This window comes from Mesorhizobium sp. B2-4-19 (assembly GCF_006441315.1).
In the GTDB taxonomy this organism is placed as follows: Bacteria; Pseudomonadota; Alphaproteobacteria; order Rhizobiales; family Rhizobiaceae; genus Mesorhizobium.
In genome coordinates, this window is record NZ_VFUV01000006.1 from 100956 (window position 1) to 122075 (window position 21120).

A 21120-nucleotide genomic window follows, 5' to 3' on the forward strand; every position below is an offset into this window, starting at 1 on the left:
CCAGCCTTGCCAATGAGCCCGTCTCCGCCAAGTTCTACTTCGTCTCGCTCAACCTCTCGGCCTTGTCGAGATTGTCCTTGCCGATGACGATTGGCGTCAAAAGCACCAGCTTCTCCTTCGGCTCGGTCTTGTTCTTGGCGTAGGCGACAGCGATCTGCACGGCGGTGCGCGACTGCTGGCCGGGGAACTGTTCGACCGTGCCGGCGAGCTTGCCGTCGCGCACGGCAACCAGCGCTTCCGGCAGCGCGTCGAAGCCGTAGATCTTGACGTCGGTGAAGTTGCGCGCCGCGCAGGCTTCGAGCGCACCGAGCGCCATGTCGTCATTGGCGCAGATGATGGCGTCCGGCTTGCCATTGGCGGCGAGCCCGGCTTCCGTCACCGACAGCGCCTCGGCGCGGGCGAAGTTGGCGGTCTGTTCGAAGATGATATGGTACTTGTCCTTCAGGGGATCGAGCACATTGTGCACGCCCTTGTTGCGGTCGATCGCCGGACCGGCACCCGGCTGGCCCTGCAGATGGAACAGCTTGGCGCCGTTGGGAAACGCCGCCACCATGGCCTGCGCCTCCGCCTCGCCGCCCTTGACGTTGTCGGCGCCGACATGGGCGAGAATGCCCTGGACACCGTCGACACGGCGGTCGATCGTCACCACGGGAACGCCGGCCTTGACCGCTTCCTCGATGGCAGGCGCCAGCGCGTTGACGTCGAGCGGCGAAATCACGATGGCGTTGACCTTCTGCACCAGCGCCGCCTCGATGTCGGCGGTCTGCTTGGTGGCCGAATTCTGTCCGTCGCTTTCGGTCAGGTTGACGCCCTGGGCCTGCGCTTCGGCCTTGATCTCGTTCAGCATGTGCACGAAGAACGGAAAGCCGAGATTGGGCACCGAACCAAGGATGGTGAGCTTATCCTCGGCGAACGCCGAAGGTGCGGCCAGCATCATGGCGCCCGCGGCCACGGACGTCATCAGGAACTCACGTCTGTTCATGGTTGATCTCCTCCACAAGAACGCACGCCCCGGAAACCGGGACGGTTTCAGGAAGGATCATGCGTCGGTTCAAAGTGTTGGAGCATCCTCCTTGCGCAGAACAGCGCATGCCGCTCCAGCTGATCGCCGTTGCAAAACTGCCTCCCATCGGCATCAGCCACGGGATGCTAACCCAGGGTCAACCATTTGTGCAACATCGATATAACAGCGCTGAGGGCGAATTATCGGAATTGTCGGAATTTTGGCCAAACCGACCTGCCCTGCTTCCATTCCGGGGCCGCGGCCCTAGTTTGACCCCCGAGTCATTCCTGAAGCTCAGTCATTCCTGAAGCTCAGTCCTTCCCGAAGATCAGTCCTTCCCTGGAGAAACCATGAAGCCGCACGTCATCTGCCATATGCTCGCCTCGCTCGACGGCGGTCTTCATCCGAGCCGCTACACCACGAGCCCGGACGGAAACCGGGCCGAGTGGTCAGGCCTCTATGAGCAGATCCACGGCGATCTCCAGGGCGACGCCTGGATCGTCGGCCGCGTCACCATGGCCGAGATGAGCAAGGCCGGCGCGCACCCACCGGCGCAGATCGGCAAGGTCGAGCGGCCGCATCATTTCGCGCAACGCGACGCGGGCACCTATGCCGTGGCGCTCGATGCCTCCGGCAGGCTCCACTTCGCCAAGCCGGATGTCGGCGGCGACCATGTCGTGGTGCTGCTCGGGCGTGACGTCTCCGACAGCCATCTGGCCGAGCTCGCCGCCGACGGCGTGTCCTATATCGTGTCGGAAACGGCCGAGATCGATCTCGCCGCCATGCTCGAAGTGCTTGGGCGGGAACTCGCAATCCGCCGGCTGCTGCTCGAAGGCGGCGCCGGCATCAACGGCTCCTTCTTCGCGGCGGGGCTTGTCGATGAACTCAGCCTTCTGGTCGCGCCCGCGCTCGATGCGCGGGCGCGAAACCAGGGTTTTGTCGAGTTCGGCGAAAGCGGCCTCGCCGGCAAGATGCAGCTGTCGTTGACAGACTGCAAAACGCTGGCGCATGGGCTCATCCATTTGCGCTACGCCGTCAGCCCTGGCTGAGGCCGCAGCCCATCAATAGCGCATGGCGTCGAGATCGGCGATCAGCGTCGGGCCGGTCGGGTGCCAGCCGAGCCGTGCCTGGGTCAGCGCGCTGGAGGCCGGCAGGTCCATGGGGGCGAACATTCCCATCCAGCCGAAATGCTCCGCCGCCTTTTCCGGCACGATCGAGACGACGGGCAATTTCAGGCCCCGGCCAAGCGCCTCGGCGATGGCGCGCACCTCGACGCCTTCCTCGCCGACCGCGTGATAGCGCGCGCCCGGCTGGCGCTTTTCGACGGCAAGCCGGTAGAGCCGCGCGGCGTCGGAGAGATGCCCCGCCGAATAGCGGTTGCGGCCTTCGCCGACATAGGCCGAGACGCCCTTTTGGCGCGCGATCTCGATGAACGGCGTGATCAGCCCCTGCTTGACCGGATTGTGGACCTGCGGCAGGCGCATGACCGACAAATTGATGCCGGCCTCCAGCAAGGCATTGCCGGCGAGTTCCGAGGCGATGCGCGGATTGGGGTGGCTGGCGTTGAAGACGTCCTCGACCGCCAGCTGGCCATGTCCGGGGCTGCCCACGCCGACGCCCGACGTGATGACCAGCGGCCGGTCGGATCCGGCGAGCGCCTCGCCGAGCGCCGCGATGACTCGGGCGTCCTTTTCGCAATTCTCGGCAAAGCGCGAAAAATCATGGTCGAAGGCGGTGTGGATCACGGCATCCGCCTTCGCCGCGCCGCTGCGCAGGCTTGTCGGTTCCTCGAGGGTTCCGCGATGCACTTCGGCGCCCGCGGCCGCCAGCGCGTCGGCGCCGGCATCGGAGCGGGTGACGCCGATCACCTGATGGCCGGCCTGGATGAGTTCGGGAACGAGCGCCGAGCCGATGAAGCCGGTGGCGCCGGTCAAAAAGATACGCATGCAAAATCTCCTGCACAGTTGCCCGCGCAGTATCCTCGGTCTATTATTCCATTAAAGTAGTGATCTTATCGTGGTATAATGGCTAACAGGATGCCCACCCCCGGTTCGCTCGCTGCCTTCCTGAAAGACCGCCGCACCCGGCTCGATCCCGCCTCGTTCGGCTTTTCCGGGCGCCGGCGCACGCCGGGGCTGCGCCGCGAAGAGGTCGCCCAGCGCGCCAACATCAGCCCGACCTGGTACACATGGCTGGAACAGGGCCGTGGCGGCGCGCCTTCGGCCGATGTGCTGAACCGCATCGCCAAGGGGCTGCTTTTGACCGAGGCGGAGCGCGAACATCTCTTCATGCTCGGGCTCGGCCGTCCGCCCGAGGTCCGCTACCGGGGCGACGAGGGCGTCAGCCCCCGGCTGCAGCGCCTGATCGACACGCTCGAGGCCAGCCCCGCTTTGGTCAAGACCGCCACCTGGGATGTCATCGCCTGGAACCGCGCCGCCGAGATCGTGCTGACCGACTACGGCACCATCCCCGCCGACCGGCGCAACATATTGCGCTTCATGTTCCTCACGCCCCACATCCGCGCCAAGCAGCACGATTGGGAAAACCTTGCCCGTTTCGTGGTCGGCGCGTTCCGAGCCGATGCGGCGCGTGCCGGCGCGGTCTCCGAGGTCACCCAGCTGGTGGACGAACTGTGCAGCGGCAGCGCCGAGTTCGCCACGCTGTGGCAGGAGAACGACGTGCTCGCCCATGGCGACGGGACAAAGCGCCTGAAGCATCCGGAACTGGGTGATATCGAGCTGGAATATTCATCCTTCGCGGTCGACGGCCGGCCGGATTTGAACCTGACCGTCTACAACCCGGTCGACGGCATGGTCGCCGACCGCATCCGCGCTTTGGCCAAGCTCCCGAGGTAAAGACCGGCGCCGCTGCGATGGAACAGCGCCTGCTGGATCAATCCTTGCCGGTCTGAACAATCGTGCTTCCACAAATTGATCCCCGGCCGGCCACCGCGACTGATATGCTGGACGGTGTCACCAAAAGTGAGGGCCGGCCCGATGGAGAAAGAGGCATCGCAGTTGCACTGGAACGCAACATATGAATCGAAGCGCGAGGACGGCGTCAGTTGGTTCCAAGATAATCCCGAGCCCTCGCTTTCGTTGATCAAAGAGATTGCCGAGCGCAGCTCTGCCATCGTCGACGTGGGGGGCGGCGCCTCTCGACTGGTGGATAATCTTCAAGAACAGCACTTTGAGGACGTCACTGTCCTGGATCTGTCTGCTACGGCGATCACGGCGGCTCGCGGTCGGCTGGCTGGGACAGGCGGGCACATCGATTGGATCGTTGCTGACATTCGCACCTGGTCGCCGAGGCGGTTTTACGATGTCTGGCATGACAGGGCTGCCTTCCATTTCATGGTCGAAGAAGCGGATCGTGACGCTTACCTCTTCACACTCAGGCGGGCACTCGCACCAAATGGCTGCGCGATTATCGCGACGTTCGCGCTCGACGGGCCGGAGAAATGCAGCGGCCTGCCCGTTCAACGATACGATGCAAGCAAGCTCGCCCAAGTCCTTGGATCCGGCTTTGCACTTGTTCGCACGCTCGACCATCTGCATCTGACGCCATGGGGCTCCTCTCAGTCCTTTCAGTTCAGCGTTTTCAGACGAGCACCTGACATGTAATCCGGCGCTGCTGTAAGACTGTCCGCGCCTGGCGCAGCCGCTTCGGCCACGCCGCCCTTTTCACCCTTGCGCGATTGCCGGCTGATCAGCGCGACGGCGGCGAAGGCGGCGATGCCGAACAGGCCGACCACGACGTTCAGCCACAGGGCCGGGAAAACGCCGAGGCCCGATATCATCAGGGTCAGGCCGAAAGGGGCGAAGGCGGAGCTGAACTGGCGCGCCGCCGTGATCCAGCCGACATGGGCGCCGTAGCGTTCCTGGCCGAACAATTCGAGCGGCAGCGTGCCGCCGACAATGCTCATCAGGCCCGAGCCGAAGCCGAAAAGCACGGCAAACAGCATGGCGCCGGGAACGGAGGGCGCCACCATCAGCAGCACCGCAAGACCGCCGGCCAGTGCGGCGGTCGCACCGAGCGCCAGCGAGGTCTGCGACAGGCCGCGGCCGAACAGCATGTTGACCAGCCGGCTCGCCACTTGCGACGGGCCGAACAGGCTGGCGACCAGCACCGAGGCGCCGCCGAGGCCGACCAAAGTGAGCAGCGGCACCATCTGCACGAGGATCGCCGAGAGCATGAAGCCCTCTATGGCAAAGCCGGCCAGCACCAGGACGAACAGGAGCGACCATCGCCGGCCGGGCGCTGGCGCCGACAGGCTCGCCGTGACCGGAACGATCCTCTCCCGCGCCTTGCCGACACGGCTGGAAAGCCGGGCCAGCCACCAATGGATCGGCAGGCAGACAAAAGCGTTGAGCGCGGCGAAGAGAACGAGAACGTCTCGCCAGCCTAGATGCTGGTGCAGCAGCGTCGTCAGCGGCCAGAACAGGGTCGAGGCGAAGCCGGCGATCAAGGTGAGATGGGTGATGCCGCGCCGCGCACCGCCGAGCTGTACGATGGCGACGAAGGCCGTGCTGTAGAGGACGAAGCAGGAGGCGAGTTCCATGGCCAGCACGCCTATGGCAAAGCCGGCGCGCCCGGGCGCCAGCGCGCACAACAGCAACGCGCCCGCCGCCGCCAGCGATCCCGGCACCATCAGGCGCCCCGCCCCGACCCGGTCCGCCAGGCTGCCCGCGAACGGCGCCAGGATGGCGCTTGCCAGCAGCGACATAGACAGCACGGCGAACACCCATCGCTGCGACCAGGCGAGTTCCGCCGCCACCGCCGGCGCCAGGATGCTGTAGCTGTAATAGAGCGTGCCGTAGCCGACGATCTGCGTGGCGCCCAGCGCCCAGATGGCGGAGGCAGGAATCTTGGCGTCGCTCACTCGGCGGCTTCCATCTTGCCGGCATTATCGAAATAACAGGCAAAAATTCAGGCGGCCGCGTCACCCGCGGCCGGATTGCAGGCGGCATCGGCGCAGCATTCGTCGGCCAGGAAGCCGATGAGATCGTTCATCATGGGATAGTTGGCGCGGCAGATCAGCGTCGTCGCCTGCCGCTCCTGGCTGACCAGCCCGGTCAGGATCAGCCGGTGCAGATGGTGCGACAGCGTCGAGGCGGCGATGGCGAGGCTTTCCTGAAGATAACCGACAGGCCGGCCCGCTTCGCCGGCCCGGACCAGGATACGATAAAGCTTCAGCCGCGTCGGATTGCCGAGCGCTTCCAGCTGCTTCGCCGCTTGTTCGAGTTTCATGGAAATAGCATGCGGCCGACGACGGAAACCGTCAAGCCATATTTCGAGAAATATCGAAATAGACTTCAGACGACCCGCTTGCCGCTCGCGTCGATAACGACCTCGCCATCCTCCTTGGTGAACGGGCCGATCTCGGGATTGGGCAGGATATCGAGCACCTTTTCGGACGGCCGGGCCAGCACGACGCCGAGCGGGCTTACCACGATCGGCCGGTTGATCAGGATCGGACGCGCCAGCATGAAATCGAGGATCTCGTCGTCGCTCCATTCGGGATCGCCAAGGCCGAGTTCGGCATAGGGCGTGCCCTTCTCGCGCAGCAATTGGCGCGGCGTCATCGCCATCGCGTCGATCAATTCGACGAGCCTTTGGCGCGACGGCGGCGTCTTCAGATATTCGATCACCCGCGGCTCCTCGCCGGACTGGCGAATGATCGCCAGCGTGTTGCGCGAGGTGCTACAGGCCGGGTTGTGATAGATGGTGATGGTCATTGCGCGGCTTTCATCTCAGTGGCGGTCTTGGGTTCAGCCAGCAGCCATCCGGCCAAGGCGAGCGCCAGCAGCGCGCCCGCCAGTTCCGCTGCTATGAAGGCCGGCACATCGGAGGGCCGGATGCCGGCAAACGTGTTCGAGAAGGCACGCGCGATGGCCACCGCCGGATTGGCGAAGGAGGTCGAGGCGGTGAACCAGTAGGCTGATGTGATGTAGAGCCCGACCAGCCAGGGGATGGCATCGCCTCGGAAGCGCAAGCCGGCAAGGATGGTGAAGACCAGGCCGAAACTCGCGACCAGTTCGGCCAGCCACTGCCCCTGCCCGCTGCGCACCGTCGCCGACACCTCGAGCAAGGGCAGGTCGAACATGGCATGCGCGACCAGCGTGCCGGCGAGGCCGCCGTGAATCTGGACAGTGATGTAGCCCAGCACGGCCAGCCAGCCGATGTCGCGCCGCAGCCCCAAAACCAGGGTGACGGCCGGGTTGAAATGGGCGCCGGAGACCGGCCCCAGCGTGGTGATCAGCACCACCAGCATGGCGCCGGTTGGAATGGTGTTGCCAAGCAGCGAAAGTGCGACATCGCCGGTCAGCCGGCTGGCCATGATGCCCGAGCCGACCACCGTGGCGACCAGCATGGCGGTGCCCAGCGCTTCGGCTGCGAGGCGGCGTCGAAGGTCGATCATGTCAAGCTCAACATCTGCAGGTCACCGCCTGGAGGATCGGCTGGCAAAGCTCCGGCGCGCCATTGCAGCAGTCCTCCATCAGGTAGGCCAGCAGATCGCGAAACCCGGTCATGTCGGCCGTATAGCGGATGCTGCGCCCGTCGCGCTCGGCATGCACCAGCCCGGCCTGGCCGAGGATCTTCAGATGCGCCGACATGGTGTTCTGCACCGCACCCAGCCGCGTCGCGATCTCGCCCGCCGGCACGCCCTCGGTCCCGGCCCGCACAAGCAGCCGGAACACTTCCAGCCTGGTTTCCTGGCCGAGCGCGGCGAGCGCCTGCAATGCTGCTGCCTTGTCCATCAATCCACATATCCAGATTTATGGATTAGTGGCAGTGGACCATGACAATGGTGTGACGGCCAGGGCTCACGCTTTGCGCCGGGAACCCGTCGTGCGTGGTTCGCTCAGATGCGGGCGCCAGCCATGTACGCGATCCCGCCCGGCGGCCTTGGCGCCATAGAGGGCCTCGTCGGCGCGCCGCAGCAGATCGGCGATCTCGATGTCGGCACTCCCGTCGAAAGTGGCGACCCCGATGCTGACGGTGACGATGCCCTTTTCGCTGCCGGCATGCGCGAGCCGGAGGTCGCGCACCTTGCCGCTAAGGGTTTGGAGCCTCGATCCATCCCCCCATACGAAATCCGCCAAGAAGTGCTATGCCTTGGGTGTCTTCACCGCCACCAAAGTTAGTTCCGCGGAGAACTATTCTGTCTTCTACGCCACCACCTATGATAACATTATTGCCTTCACCAACGATGACTATGTCTGGATCGCTATCTCCATAAAGATAGAATGAATCGTCCCCAGCGCCACCTTCGAGAATATCTACCCCGGAGCCATCACGAAGGTGGTCATTCCCTGCACCCGTAAAGATATACTGTGGCCCACTAACGCCGATAACTAGATCGTCCGTACCATCGCCACTGATGAATAGGTCATTTGTGAAGACGTTTGTTACAGAAACGCCATCCGCTTGGAAGGCAAGAATCGCAGTATCTATATGATGCCCTCCAGTCAGCTCCTGACCATATACATCGAACCAACTCGTCGACATGGCGCCCGGATATGACACTCTGATGTCATCACTCCCCATCTCGGACATAATAAGATTTTCGAGCTGCACGGTATCGCCAACTATGTCCATCTTGTGGTGATCAAAACTTGGATATGTCCCGGAATCATCCCCAAACGGCACTCTGACGCCGTACTCATTCAAATATGTCATATCGTATGTGAAATAAACCTGGTGAACTACTTCATGAACGATTGCTCTAACGCTGTCAAAGGTTGATAGATTACCATCTTGATTGATAAAGCTTTGCGATTCCGCGACAGCAAAGTCGAAATATATTTCACTAACTTGAGGCCTTGGAAGCTGGTCGAACGGGGAACTGCCCATGACCCCCTCCTGAAATATAAATTTTAAATACCTATCATCAGACACCAATTTATCAAGCAATTCTCTTCCGCTGTCAGACGCGCTATACAACAGATTAATTATTGAATCTATCTCATCTCGATCGGATGTCGAAACGAGACTGCCAACAACAGGATCTAGGGTCGTATTCCTGAAAGGTGCAGCAGCATAGCAGTAAGATCGTGACGTACGCGTGCTATTGTCGTCGCGTCGTCAATGTTCAAGCCTCTAATTTCAAATAATTTAGCTACAAATCTGTTGGCAACCCCGCAAGAGGCGCTGGCCGAAAATCTACCTACGTCCAAAAACTCAAATATACAGTCAAATTCTTGATCAGATTTAGCCATACGCTTGGCAAGCGGAACGAAAACCGGATTCGAACCAATCACCATCTCCGATTTAGACGCTGTTACATAAAATACAAAACACAAAATGCAAGGTATAAATACAAGCCTTCGCATCTCTAATTTACCTCCTGGGTATTCATAGATCAGGTTGGAAAACGCAGACCATCGTATTCACTTCTATGTGGAAACCCGCCCATGACACCTGTTTAAATGTGCTGCAGGCACCACCATGACGCGCCCAAACGAGCCATAACACGACCGCACTCTAGCCACGCTACCCCAAGCCAAACCCTTCAAGGCCATGTCAGAGATTTTCCGACGCGAGCAGAAACTACCAGTAATGTAGAAACACCTAAGGTAAAAGTCGCAAACTATTTGTGCCACTAGAAGCACAAAAAATGAGAATTACAAGATAGAATCGATCTACGATGGAAAAAGCTTCAAATACCAGCTGTTTTAATCAAATCTTTGGGCGTCGCTCCGGCATGATTCAGCCCGGCTTCCGCTCACCCCCAGCGCATCGTGCCGACAAAATCGATGAACGCCCTGAGCGGCGCCGGTGTGAGGCGGCGGCCCGGATAGTAGAGGAACGGGCCTGAGAATTCCTGCCACCAGGGCTTCAGCACCGGCTCCAGCCTGCCATCGTCGAAATAAGGGCGCAGCCAGTCCTCGAACAACGAGACGATGCCGCCGCCGGCGACCGCCACCTCGAGCGCAAGCGCCATGGCCGTTCCGGTGCTGACCAGCAGCGGGCCGGTCGGCTCGACGCTCACCACCTCGCCGTCGCGTTCGAACTCCCAGGGCGGCGTCAGGCCGCTGGCGAAGCGGCCGCGCAGGCAGGCGTGACGAAGCAGGTCGCGCGGATGCTCGGGCCGGCCGTGCATGTCGAGATAGGCCGGTGCGGCGGCGGCGGCGTAGTGCTGCCGGCGCGGGCCGATCGGCACGGCGATCATGTCCTGCTCCAGCCGCTCTTCATAGCGGATGCCGGCATCGCAGCCGCTCGCCAGTATGTCGACGAAACTGTCCTCGGCGGTCACTTCCACGCGAATGTCGGGATAGGCGGCGAGGAAAGGCGGCAACAGGCGCGGCAGCACCAGCTTCGCCGCGACGACCGGCACGTTGAGCCGCAGCGTGCCGGCGGGGCGGCCGCGAAAGCCGTTGACCACGTCGAGCGCCGCCTCGACCTCGCCGAGCGCCGGGCCGAGCCGCTCGAGCAGGCGCGCGCCGGCCTCGGTGGGCGCGACGCTGCGCGTGGTACGGTTGAGCAGCCGCACGCCGAGCCCGGTCTCCAGCCGCCGCACCGTCTCCGAGAGGCTGGAGGCGCTGACATTGCCCACCCGCGCCGCCTCGCGAAAACCGCCGGCGCGCGCCACCGCCATGAACGCCTGTAGGTCGCCGAGATCCGCCGCCATTGTTCGCCTTTTCGCACAGGTTGTGCCGATTGCACCATATTATCGCGCATGCGTGCTTTGTCTACATTGGGCCGATCCAAAGGAGATGAGACCATGACCGACATCAGCAAGGCCGGAACATTCAAACTCGGCGACCGCACCGTAAAGCGCCTCGGCTACGGCGCCATGCAACTGGCGGGACCCGGTGTCTTCGGCCCGCCGAAGGATCGCGACGCGGCCCTTGCCGTGCTGCGCGAGGCGATCGCCAGCGGCGTCGACCACATCGACACATCCGACTTCTATGGCCCGCACATCACCAACCAGATCATCCGCGAGGCGCTGCACCCCTACCCCGCCAACCTCACCATCGTCAGCAAGGTCAGCGCCCGGCGCGGCGCCGATGCATCGTGGCTTCCCGCAATGTCGCCCAAGGAGCTGACCGAGGCCGTGCACGATAATCTGCGCAATCTCGGGCTTGATGTGATCGAGGTCGTCAACCTGCGCTCCATGCATGGCATCCACGGCCCCGCGGAGGGATCGCTCGAGCCGCAGTTGAACACGCTCGCCGAATTGCAGCGCCAGGGCCTCATCCGCCATATCGGCATGAGCAACGTCACAGCGACACAGATCGCCCAGGGACGCAGCATCGCCGATATCGTCTGCGTGCAGAACCAGTACAACATCGCGCATCGCGACGACGACGCGCTGATCGACGTGCTTGCCGCCGACGGCATCGCCTATGTGCCGTTCTTCCCGCTTGGCGGCTTCACGCCGCTGCAGTCGGACACTCTGGCCAATGTCGCCAGGAAACTCGGCGCGACCCCGATGCAGGTGGCGCTCGCCTGGCTGTTGCGCCGCGCGCCCAACATCCTGCTCATCCCTGGCACCTCCTCGGTCGGCCATCTCCGCGAAAACCTGGCGGCGGCCGAACTCGACCTGCCGGCCGATGCGCTCAAAGTGCTGAACGGCATCGGCGGTGAAGCCGAGCAAGCGGCATAAGGCTTCCTGCTGTCGGTCGGCAGACTACCGGCTGCCGACCCTGGCGATCCGTGTCTGCGGATCGCAATAGATGCCGTAGAGCGTCTGCAGGATTCGCTCGACCTCCGCCGAAGCCAACCGGTAGTAGACCTGCTGGGCATCTCGCCTCGTGTCCACGAGCTTGAGCGCGCGCAACTTTGAAAGCTGCTGCGACAGCGCCGACTGGTTCATCGCAACCAGTTCGGCCAGTTCGTTCACGCTCGTCTCGCCATCCAGCAGATGGCACAGGATCATCAGCCGTTTTTCATTTGCCATCGCGGCGAGCAGTTCGGACGCCTCGCGCGCCTGCTTGTCCAGATCGGCTATTTTTATGTTGCGCATATGAACACATTATCATATTAAGAGTTACGAATAATATTAGTCTGGCACGGCTGCCTGTCAAGTCGATGGATCGATACCGATGCTTCGCTCCGTCAACGTCGCTTGATCAGCGTCAAGTCGCAGCCCGCCACAATGGCGCAAAATCAGCCAATCCCGCGTGGGATCAGCAGTGTCGGCGTTGCGCCAAAGCGACGCCGCAACGGAGGAAGAACATGGCGCATATAGTCGTCCTGGGTGCCGGGTTGGGAGGCACCATCATGGCCTACGAGCTTCGCGACGGACTGGCCGGGGAACACCAGGTTTCCGTCGTCAACAATGGCAGCCACTATTCATTCGTGCCGTCCAACCCTTGGGTCGCCGTCGGCTGGCGCGACAGGCAAGCGGTGGAAATAGACCTTGCTCCGGTGCTGGCACGGCGCAAGATCGGTTTTCATCCGCAGGGAGCCAGGCGCGTCCACCCGGTCGAGCGCACGGTGGCACTCAACGACGGCTCATCTGTCTCCTACGACTATCTGGTCATCGCCACCGGTCCCGAACTCGCTTTCGACGAGATCGAGGGCCTCGGGCCGGAGCACAACACCCAGTCCGTCTGCCACATCGATCACGCGCTCAAGGCCAGGACCGCCTTCGACGCGCTCATCGCCAAGCCGGGCCCGGTCGTCATCGGCGCGGTCCAGGGCGCGTCCTGCTTCGGGCCGGCTTACGAATTCACCTTCATCCTCGACAAGGCGCTGCGCGACGCCAGGGTGCGCGACCGCGTGCCCATGACCTTCGTCACCTCCGAACCCTATATCGGCCATCTCGGCCTCGACGGCGTCGGCGACACCAAGGGCCTGCTCGAGAGCGAGATGCGCCAGCATCACATCAAGTGGATCTGCAACGCCAAGGTCGACAAGGTCGAGCCCGGCAAGATGTTCGTCCAGGAACTCGCCGACGACGGGTCGGTCAGGCAGGCGCATGACTTGCCGCACGCCTATGCCATGATGCTGCCGGCCTTTCGCGGCGTGGCGGCGGTGCGCGGCATCGAGGGCCTGACCAATCCGCGCGGCTTCATCCTTGTCGACAAGCACCAGCGCAACCCGGCGTTCCCCGAAATCTTCGCGGTCGGCGTCTGCGTCGCCATCCCGCCGATCGGCAAGACACCGGTCCCCGTCGGCGTGCCCAAGACCGGCTTCATGATCGAATCCATGGTCACGGCGACGGCGCGCAACATCGGCCGGCTGGTGGAGGGCAAGCAGCCTGACGCCCAGGGCACATGGAATGCGGTCTGCCTCGCCGATTTCGGCGATTCCGGCGTCGCCTTCGTGGCGCAGCCGCAGATCCCGCCGCGCAATGTCAACTGGTCGTCCTCCGGCAAATGGGTGCATACCGCCAAGGTCGGTTTCGAGAAGTATTTCCTGCACAAGATAAGGGCCGGCAAGTCCGAACCCTTCTATGAGCGCCTCGCATTGCAGGCGCTTGGGATCGACAAGCTCAAGCAGATCAAGGTCGAGGCATCGGCGGATGTCCCGGGAGCCTGACCGGCGCAAGCCGGCGCGGCTGGCGGTTGCGGACGGCGGTTGACGGGGGCGCGGTGAAGGCCGCGACCGCCAGCGATAAATCCGGCATCACCCTTGCGGTCAACCGTAATATTCATATATTTAGATATTATCATATACAAAAGGAGATGACAATGTCCCTAGATCGTTCCGTTCTCGCCTTCGCCGGCATCATGGTGCTGCTGTCCGTCGTGCTCACCGCCTTTGTCTCGCCGCTGTTCGTGTGGCTGACGGTCTTCGTCGGCTTGAACATGCTGCAGTCGGCGTTCACCGGCTTCTGCCCCGCTGCGATGGTCTTCCGCAAGCTCGGCATCAAGCCGGGATGCGCGTTCTGAGGAAAATCCGGATGCGCCTGCCTCTTTTGTTCGCCGCGCTGTTGGCGGCCTCTCCGACGCTTGCCGGCACGCTGACACTGGCGCCGACGACGGTGACCGAATGGAAAGCGGTCTATGGCCGTGTCGAGGCGCGCGACACCGTTCCGGCGCGCGCCCGTGTCGGCGGCCTTGTTGTCGATCTGGCCGTCACGGAGGGCGAGCAGGTCAAGGCGGGGCAGAAGATCGCGACCGTCCAGGACGACAAGATCGCGTTTCAGGTCGCCGCTCTGGACGCCCAGCTTCGTGCCCTGCAGGCGCAGCTGGACACCGCGCAGTCCGAACTTGCCCGTGGCCAGACGCTGGTCGACAAGGGCGTCATGACCGCGCAGCGTCTCGATCAGCTGCGCACCGAAGTCGACGTCGCGCGCAACCAGCTTGCCGCGACCGAGGCGCAGCGATCGGTGATCGTGCAGCAGGGCGCCGAGGGCGACGTCTTTGCTCCCGGCGACGGCCGCGTGCTGACCGTGCCTGTGACGCGTGGCGCGGTCATCATGGCCGGTGAGGTTGTGGCCACCATTGGCGGCGGCGGGGTGTTCCTGCGGCTTGCCGTCCCGGAGCGTTACGCGGCGTCGCTGAGAGAGGGAGCCGCCATCCGTATCAATGCCGGCGGCAAGGAGGTCCCCGGTCGCCTCGCCAAGATCTATCCGCAGATCGACAATGGCCGCGTCATCGCCGACGTCGAGGTCGATAATCTCGATACCAATTTCATCGACGCCCGTGTCTTGGTCGAGCTGCCGGTCGCCGAGCGCTCCGCGCTGCTGGTGCCGGCTTCGGCCATCCAGACCCGTTCGGGGATCGATTTCGTGCGCGTCGCCGCAGGCGGCGGCAGTGTCGAGCGCGCGGTGGTAACAGGCGAGCGGTCCGGGCGCGCCGACGGCGACTATGCCGAGATCCTGACCGGCCTTGCGGCCGGCGACGTCGTGGTCACGCCATGAAAGGTCCCGCCTCGTTCGGCATTGCCGGCGCGCTGACGCGGGCCTTCATCGCCTCGCCGCTGACGCCGCTGTTCCTGGTCGCCGCCTTCGCTTTCGGGCTGGTGGCGCTGCTCACGCTGCCGCGCGAGGAGGAACCGCAGATCTCGGTGCCGATGGTCGACATCTTCGTGCGCGCCGACGGGCTGAAGGCCGACGACGCCGTCAAGCTGGTCACCGAGCCGCTGGAGACGATCGTCAAGGGCATCGACGGCGTCGAGCATGTCTATTCGCAGACGCGAGACGACGAGGTGATGGTCACCGCCCGCTTCATCGTCGGCACCTCGTCGGACGCTGCCGTGCTGCGCGTCCACGACAAGGTGCGCGCCAACATGGATCGCATTCCCGTCGGCGTGCCCGAGCCGCTGATCGTCGGCCGGGGCATCGACGACGTCGCCATCGTCACGCTGACGCTGTCGCCGAAGCCGCAGACAGCCGCGCGCATGACGGCCAACGACCTCACCCGCATCGCGCGCGAACTGCGCACCGAGATCGCCAAGATCGACAATGTCGGCCTGACCTATCTGGTCGGCGACACTGGTGAGATCATCCGCGTCAATCCGAACCCTGAAAAGCTCGCCCTTTACGGTGTCACCCTGCAGCAGCTCGCCGCCAAGGTGTCGGGCGCCAACAAGGCCTTTCCGGCCGGACATGTGCGCGACAAGGGCGAGCAGATCGACATCGTCGCCGGCGAGACATTGGCCTCGCCCGACCAGATCGGCAACCTGCTCCTGACATCGCGTGACAACCGACCCGTCTATGTCCGCGACGTGGCCGACGTCGCCTTCGCCGCCGACGCCGGTGATACGCTGGTGTCGACGGTCACCAGGGCCGGCGTCGGTGTCGAGCGCGTGCCGTCGGTCACGCTCGCCATCGCCAAGCGCGCGGGATCGAACGCGGTCGCCGTCGCCGACGCCATTCTGCACCGGGTCGCATTGCTCCAGGGCGGGCTGATCCCCGGCGATATCTCGATCGACGTGACGCGCAATTACGGCGAGACCGCCAACGACAAGGCCAATGAGCTCCTCTACCATCTCGGCCTGGCGACGATCTCGATCATCGTGCTGGTCTGGGTCGCCATCGGCCGCCGCGAAGCGATGGTCGTGGCCGTCGTCATTCCGGTGACCATCCTGCTCACGCTGTTTGCCTCGCGCGTCATGGGCTACACGCTGAACCGCGTCTCGCTGTTCGCGCTGATCTTTTCCATAGGCATTCTCGTCGACGATGCCATCGTGGTGATCGAGAACATCTCGCGCCACTGGGCCATGGGCGGCGGCCGCGATCGCCGGCAGGCGGCAATCGAGGCGGTGGCGGAGGTCGGCAACCCGACCATCGTCGCCACCTTGACCGTGGTCGCCGCACTGCTGCCGATGCTGTTCGTCTCGGGAATGATGGGTCCCTATATGAGCCCGATTCCGGCCAATGCCTCGGCGGCGATGATCTTCTCCTTCTTCGTCGCGGTGATGGTGACGCCGTGGCTGATGCTCAGGCTTGCCGGGCGGGCGCCGGTGCATGCCCATCAGGATCATGGCAATGGCGGCCCGCTCGGCCGCGCCTACACCGCCGTCGCCCGGCCGATCCTGGCCTCGAAGACGGCGAGCTGGGCCTTCCTGCTCGTCGTCGGCGTGCTGACCCTGGGCTCGCTCGCGCTGTTCTACACCGAGCATGTCACGGTCAAGCTCCTGCCCTTCGACAACAAGTCCGAACTGTCGGTGACCATCGACCTGCCGGAAGGGTCTTCCGTCGAAGCCACCGATGCGGTGGCGCAGGCCGTCGCCGCCAGGGTTCTCGAGTTGAAGGAGGTTCGATCGGTCCAGACACATGCCGCAACGGCGGCACCCTTCAACTTCAACGGCCTCGTCCGCCATGCCGTCCTGCGCACCGAGCCGCAGCAGGGCGACGTGGCGCTCAACCTGCTGCCGAAGGCGAACCGTGCCCGCTCCAGCCATGAGATCGCGCTCGACGTCCGCCAGCGCATCGCCACGATCCCCGTACCGCAAGGCACCAGCCTGAAGGTGGTCGAGCCGCCGCCCGGCCCGCCGGTGATGGCGACGCTGCTGGCCGAGATCTACGGACCCGACGGCGAGACCCGCCGCAAGGTCGCCGCCAGGATCGAAGCGGCGTTCCGCTCCGTGCCCTTCATCGTCGACGTCGACAATTCCTGGGGACAGCCCGCACGCCGGCTGCGCGCCACGATTTCCACCGACGATGCGGAGTTCTTCCACGTCGAGGAAAGCGACGTCTTCGACACGCTTGCCATCCTCAATGGGGGCAGGACCGTCGGCTATTCGCATCGCGGCGGTGGCCGCCAGCCGATCCCGATCCGCATCGAGCGGCCGAAGGGCGAAAGGACGCTCGACGAGCGCTTCCTGACCACCCCCATTCCGGCCAATGTCCTGCCTGGCGACCGCGGCGTGGTCGAACTCGGCGATGTCGTGCGGGTGACGCCGGAGCGCGCTTCGTTCCCGGTGTTCAGGCACAATGGCCGCGCTGCCGAAATGGTGACGGCCGAGCTTGCCGGCAGCTTCGAGGCGCCGCTTTACGGCATGCTCGCCGTCAGCAAGGCCATCGACGCGCAGGACTGGGCCGGACTGCAGAAGCCAGCCATCTCGCTGCATGGCCAGCCGGAGGATGAAAGCCGGCCGACGCTTTTGTGGGACGGCGAATGGGAAGTCACCTGGGTGACCTTCCGCGACATGGGGGCGGCCTTCGGCGTTGCGCTGCTCGGCATCTACATCCTCGTCGTCGCCCAGTTCGGCTCGTTCAAGGTTCCCCTGGTGATCCTGACGCCGATCCCGCTGACCTTCATCGGCATCCTCGGCGGGCACTGGCTGTTCGGGGCGCCGTTCACGGCCACCTCGATGATCGGCTTCATCGCGCTGGCCGGCATCATCGTGCGCAATTCGATCCTGCTGGTCGACTTCATCCGCCATGCAGCATCGCCCGACAGGCCGTTGAGCGAGGTGCTGATCAAGGCCGGCGCGATCAGGTTCAAGCCGATCCTGCTTACCGCGCTTGCCGCCATGATCGGCGCGGCGGTGATCCTGACCGATCCGATCTTCCAGGGGCTGGCGATCTCGCTGCTGTTCGGCCTGGCCTCCTCGACGCTGCTGACGGTCCTGGTCATTCCCGCGATCTACCGGGTGCTGCGCACGTAAAAAGGCCGCCTCGGGGAAAACCTGGCGGCGGCCGAAAATGGAGTTGCCGGCCGACGCGCTCGAAGTGCTGAACGGCATCGGCCGGGCTCTGACCTAGATCAAAACCGGTTTCCTGAAAAGCGGCTAGAAACGCCTGAACAGCGCCCGCCGCGTGGGCGGCGAAGGCAAGATCAGGAGAAAAGCATTGAGCCGCCTGCATATCGAAAACCACCAGGTGTCGCGCATCGGCTGGCTGCGCGCCGCCGTCCTGGGGGCCAATGACGGCATCGTCTCGACGGCGAGCCTGATCGTCGGCGTGGCGTCGGCCGCCGCGCCGGCTTCGCAGGTTCTGGTCGCAGGCATAGCCGGCCTGGTGGCGGGCGCCATGTCGATGGCGGCCGGCGAATATGTCTCGGTCAGTTCCCAGTCGGACACCGAGAATGCCGACCTCGCCCGCGAACGCCGGGAACTCGAGACACAGCCCGAATTCGAGCGCGAGGAGTTGGCGCAGGTCTACGTCAAGCGCGGCCTGGCGACGGACCTCGCCCGCCAGGTCGCCGACCAGCTCATGGCCAGGGATGCGCTGGCCGCGCATGCCCATGACGAACTCGGCATTTCGGACATGACCACGGCGCGGCCGATCCAGGCGGCGCTGACCTCGGCGGCGACCTTCAGCATGGGGGCGGCAATGCCGCTGCTCATGGTGCTGGTGTCGCCGGCCTCCATGCTGGTGCCGGCGGTCTCGCTTGCGTCCCTGCTCTTCCTTGCCCTTCTGGGCGCCATCGGCGCCAAGGCGGGCGGCGCCAACATCCTTCGCGCAACGTTGCGCGTGACCTTCTGGGGCGCCTTCGCCATGGCGCTCACCGCCGGCATCGGCGCGCTGGTCGGCACCGCGGTGTAAGCGGCCGGCCACCTGCCCGGCCGCTTATGCCATCACCCGCCGACCGCGACCTGGAACCAGGACAAGGCCACCGCTTGCGATAGCCGCGCCTCCCATGCCATCTGTCCGATACAACGGACCGACCCGAAGCAGAATGGCAGCACGACCGACATCGCCCACAGCCAGGCCATCAGGCGTCAGCCTCAACCGCGCGCTGTCGAAACTGGGCCTGTGCTCGCGCACGCAGGCGCAGGTGCTGATCGCGGAAGGGCGCGTGCGCGTCGGCGGCAAGGTGGTGCGCGATGCCGCGCTGCGCGTCGACCTGAACCGCGACCGCATCGTCGTCGATGGTGCGCCCGTCGTTGCCGAGCGCAAGGTCTATGTGATGCTCAACAAGCCGCGCGGGCTGGTCACCACCCGCGACGACCCGCAGCAGCGCGACACCGTCTATACCTGCCTCGAAGGGCTCGATCTGCCCTTCGTCTCGCCGGTCGGCCGCCTCGACAAGGCCAGCGAAGGCCTGCTGCTGATGACCAACGACACGCATTTCGCCAACCGGCTGATGGACCCGGCCTCGCATTTGCCCAAGACCTATCATGTGCAGGTCGGCACGGTGCCCGACGAAGCGATGCTGGAGACGCTGCGCGTGGGCGTAAGTGTCGACGGCGAAACCCTGACCGCCAATTCGATCGAGCTTTTGCGCAGCGGCGGCCGCACCGCCTGGCTGGAGATCGTGCTCGACGAGGGCCGTAACCGCCACATCCGCCGCCTGCTCGCCGCGCACGGCATCGAGGTCAAGCGCCTCATCCGCATCGCCATCGGCCGGCTGCCCCTGGGCGACCTCGCCAAGGGCGCGGCGCGGCACCTGACGGAGGAGGAACTGGCGATGCTGGGTGGCTGAGCAAGCGTCCAGCTGGCCAGACCGCAAGCGGCCAGGCGCGTTTTCCGTCGGGAATTTGCGTTAGAACGAGGAGATGGAACAGCGGCCCATCAAGCCTTGTTTGTGATCCACATGCTTGGCGCGCCGACCACGCCGGCGCTCACCATCGCCTCTTTCAATTTTGGGTTCTTGATGAAGGCCTGCGCCTCGGCGACACTGGCGAAATCATGGGTCACCGTGACGTCGTTGGGGTTGTCCGCCGCCTGATAGACGGCCTCTGCCTTCACGCCGCCCGCCTTTTGAACCGGGGCGAACCCGTCATAGACTTTGCGCCAGGCCTTGTAGTCCGACACGGTATGTCTCACGAACAATGTCGTCATATCCATTCCCTCCCAGGTTTTCGTTGCGCCCAAAAGATCGGCGATGGGCGGTCCAGTTTATCGCTCCGATCCCGTCCTTGGCAAACAGGCTGACCCGCCGGAGAAGCGTTCGAGACGTACGCAATCCGACCTCGGCGGCAGCTTTGCGCTGAAGACGTAGAGTCCGCCTTGTGAACCCCTCGCTAGTCGAAGACCTTGCCATATCGTTCATCAGCGTCGAGAACCTTATCGCCGCTCTGTGTGAGGCCATGAAAGACGTAGCCGTCGAATTCAGCCACGTTCTCTCGCATAGCATCCCAAACCACCTTTCGCGTGACGGAACTTGTACCCGTCGTCACGAGAAAGCGCGGTGAGGCAGGGGGTGGTCCATCGGTCACGATCGGTAGTCAGTATTTGCACGGTATATTAGTAAATGTTAAATTAAAGACTGGAATCGCGATTGGTATGCGGCTCGCGACCATTCCGGCGATCGCTCGCCGCCGTGGAGAAACTGGTAACCAGAAATCGGAACACGGGAGGATGAAATGACTTTCAAGCATTGTCTGCTGGCCGTCGTTTTCACGTCACTCTGCATGGGATCTGCTGAGGCCCAGCCTGCGAAAGAAGCCATCGAAGCCGCTAATGCCGAGTTCGTGAAGGCGTACAACAGCAAGGATGCGGCCGGGGTTGCCTCGAAATACACGGATGATGCGGCCGCATTCCCGCCGGATATGGCGCGGGTCGACGGCCGCCAGAATATCCAGAAGCTATGGCAGGGCGCGATGGATATGGGCATATCGGAGCTCACGCTCACGACGCTTGATGTCCAGGAAAGCGGAGATTTTGCGTTCGAGTCCGGGAGTTTCTCCCTCAAGGCGCCGGGCAAGGATTCGAAGCAGGTGGATGCCGCCGGGAAGTATGTCGTGGTCTGGAGGAAGGATCAGGACGGAGGCTGGAAGCTCTACCGGGACATATGGAACTCCGACCCCGGGAAATGAGTCCGCAT

23 protein-coding genes are annotated in these 21120 nt (G+C 63.8%); 11 read left to right on the forward strand and 12 right to left on the reverse strand.

From position 1 onward, the window contains the following. Window positions 1-34 precede the first annotated feature (34 nt). The gene (locus tag FJ546_RS12800) at window positions 35-982 is read right to left on the reverse strand and encodes a substrate-binding domain-containing protein (protein ID WP_140889662.1); all 948 of its coding nucleotides are present in this window, start codon (window positions 980-982) and stop codon (window positions 35-37) included. A 371-nt stretch (window positions 983-1353) separates the two neighbouring features. On the opposite strand from FJ546_RS12800, the gene FJ546_RS12805 reads away from it, so the two are divergent. Then, complete coding sequence (locus FJ546_RS12805; protein ID WP_140889663.1) at window positions 1354-2052, forward strand: RibD family protein; 699 nt, start codon at window positions 1354-1356, stop codon at window positions 2050-2052. A 12-nt stretch (window positions 2053-2064) separates the two neighbouring features. On the opposite strand, the gene FJ546_RS12810 is transcribed toward FJ546_RS12805, so the two are convergent. After that, window positions 2065-2949, reverse strand: a complete 885-nt coding sequence (locus tag FJ546_RS12810; RefSeq protein WP_140889664.1) for an SDR family oxidoreductase — start codon at window positions 2947-2949, stop codon at window positions 2065-2067. Between the two features lie 78 nt (window positions 2950-3027). Between FJ546_RS12810 and FJ546_RS12815 the strand changes: the two genes are divergently transcribed. Together FJ546_RS12815 and FJ546_RS12820 are read left to right on the forward strand one after the other, a co-directional pair. Further along, the gene (locus FJ546_RS12815) at window positions 3028-3858 is read left to right on the forward strand and encodes a helix-turn-helix transcriptional regulator (protein WP_140889665.1); all 831 of its coding nucleotides are present in this window, start codon (window positions 3028-3030) and stop codon (window positions 3856-3858) included. A gap of 141 nt (window positions 3859-3999) precedes the next feature. Next, the gene (locus tag FJ546_RS12820) at window positions 4000-4626 is read left to right on the forward strand and encodes a class I SAM-dependent methyltransferase (RefSeq protein ID WP_140889666.1); all 627 of its coding nucleotides are present in this window, start codon (window positions 4000-4002) and stop codon (window positions 4624-4626) included. On the opposite strand, the gene arsK is transcribed toward FJ546_RS12820, so the two are convergent. From arsK to FJ546_RS12860, 8 genes are all read right to left on the reverse strand, one after another. Further along, entirely contained in the window at window positions 4590-5885 is a 1296-nt protein-coding gene (gene arsK, locus FJ546_RS12825; RefSeq protein WP_140889667.1) for an arsenite efflux MFS transporter ArsK, read from the reverse strand. The genes FJ546_RS12820 and arsK overlap by 37 nt on opposite strands. Before the next feature lie 47 nt (window positions 5886-5932). Further along, a complete protein-coding gene (locus FJ546_RS12830) occupies window positions 5933-6253 on the reverse strand; it encodes a metalloregulator ArsR/SmtB family transcription factor (RefSeq protein WP_140889668.1) in 321 nt (106 codons plus the stop codon). Window positions 6254-6318: 65 nt separating this feature from the next. Then, window positions 6319-6741, reverse strand: a complete 423-nt coding sequence (gene arsC, locus FJ546_RS12835) for an arsenate reductase (glutaredoxin) (RefSeq protein ID WP_140889669.1) — start codon at window positions 6739-6741, stop codon at window positions 6319-6321. After that, window positions 6738-7424, reverse strand: coding sequence for an MIP/aquaporin family protein (locus FJ546_RS12840; protein ID WP_140889670.1), 687 nt, complete (start codon window positions 7422-7424; stop codon window positions 6738-6740). Before FJ546_RS12840 ends, arsC begins: the two co-directional genes overlap by 4 nt. A 7-nt stretch (window positions 7425-7431) precedes the next feature. After that, a complete protein-coding gene (locus FJ546_RS12845) occupies window positions 7432-7764 on the reverse strand; it encodes a helix-turn-helix transcriptional regulator (protein WP_140889671.1) in 333 nt (110 codons plus the stop codon). 66 nt (window positions 7765-7830) lie between these two features. Further along, window positions 7831-8055 carry a diguanylate cyclase gene (locus FJ546_RS12850; protein WP_246686827.1) on the reverse strand — a complete coding sequence of 75 codons (225 nt, stop codon included), beginning with the start codon at window positions 8053-8055 and terminating at the stop codon, window positions 7831-7833. A 7-nt stretch (window positions 8056-8062) separates the two neighbouring features. Then, a complete protein-coding gene (locus FJ546_RS12855) occupies window positions 8063-8860 on the reverse strand; it encodes a calcium-binding protein (protein WP_140889672.1) in 798 nt (265 codons plus the stop codon). An 871-nt stretch (window positions 8861-9731) separates the two neighbouring features. Next, window positions 9732-10637: a LysR family transcriptional regulator gene (locus FJ546_RS12860; protein WP_140889673.1), complete on the reverse strand. Its 906-nt coding sequence runs from the start codon at window positions 10635-10637 to the stop codon at window positions 9732-9734. Window positions 10638-10730: 93 nt separating this feature from the next. Here FJ546_RS12860 and FJ546_RS12865 point away from each other — a divergent pair, with 93 nt between their 5' ends. Beyond that, entirely contained in the window at window positions 10731-11615 is an 885-nt protein-coding gene (locus FJ546_RS12865) for an aldo/keto reductase family oxidoreductase (protein ID WP_140889674.1), read from the forward strand. A gap of 24 nt (window positions 11616-11639) precedes the next feature. On the opposite strand, the gene FJ546_RS12870 is transcribed toward FJ546_RS12865, so the two are convergent. Continuing rightward, the gene (locus tag FJ546_RS12870) at window positions 11640-11975 is read right to left on the reverse strand and encodes a metalloregulator ArsR/SmtB family transcription factor (protein WP_140889675.1); all 336 of its coding nucleotides are present in this window, start codon (window positions 11973-11975) and stop codon (window positions 11640-11642) included. A gap of 212 nt (window positions 11976-12187) precedes the next feature. Here FJ546_RS12870 and FJ546_RS12875 point away from each other — a divergent pair, with 212 nt between their 5' ends. From FJ546_RS12875 to FJ546_RS12900, 6 genes are all read left to right on the forward strand, one after another. Then, window positions 12188-13495, forward strand: coding sequence for an FAD/NAD(P)-binding oxidoreductase (locus FJ546_RS12875; RefSeq protein ID WP_140889676.1), 1308 nt, complete (start codon window positions 12188-12190; stop codon window positions 13493-13495). 152 nt (window positions 13496-13647) lie between these two features. After that, window positions 13648-13848, forward strand: coding sequence for a DUF2892 domain-containing protein (locus FJ546_RS12880; RefSeq protein WP_095776080.1), 201 nt, complete (start codon window positions 13648-13650; stop codon window positions 13846-13848). Window positions 13849-13859: 11 nt separating this feature from the next. Continuing rightward, window positions 13860-14822 carry an efflux RND transporter periplasmic adaptor subunit gene (locus FJ546_RS12885; protein ID WP_246686828.1) on the forward strand — a complete coding sequence of 321 codons (963 nt, stop codon included), beginning with the start codon at window positions 13860-13862 and terminating at the stop codon, window positions 14820-14822. After that, a complete protein-coding gene (locus FJ546_RS12890; RefSeq protein ID WP_140889678.1) occupies window positions 14819-18016 on the forward strand; it encodes an efflux RND transporter permease subunit in 3198 nt (1065 codons plus the stop codon). Before FJ546_RS12885 ends, FJ546_RS12890 begins: the two co-directional genes overlap by 4 nt. Before the next feature lie 184 nt (window positions 18017-18200). Then, a complete protein-coding gene (locus FJ546_RS12895; protein ID WP_140889679.1) occupies window positions 18201-18896 on the forward strand; it encodes a VIT family protein in 696 nt (231 codons plus the stop codon). Between the two features lie 133 nt (window positions 18897-19029). Further along, entirely contained in the window at window positions 19030-19776 is a 747-nt protein-coding gene (locus FJ546_RS12900) for a pseudouridine synthase (RefSeq protein WP_140889680.1), read from the forward strand. Between the two features lie 89 nt (window positions 19777-19865). On the opposite strand, the gene FJ546_RS12905 is transcribed toward FJ546_RS12900, so the two are convergent. Then, complete coding sequence (locus FJ546_RS12905) at window positions 19866-20135, reverse strand: cyclase (RefSeq protein WP_140889681.1); 270 nt, start codon at window positions 20133-20135, stop codon at window positions 19866-19868. 524 nt (window positions 20136-20659) lie between these two features. On the opposite strand from FJ546_RS12905, the gene FJ546_RS12910 reads away from it, so the two are divergent. Then, window positions 20660-21112: a DUF4440 domain-containing protein gene (locus FJ546_RS12910; protein WP_140889682.1), complete on the forward strand. Its 453-nt coding sequence runs from the start codon at window positions 20660-20662 to the stop codon at window positions 21110-21112. Window positions 21113-21120 lie beyond the last annotated feature (8 nt).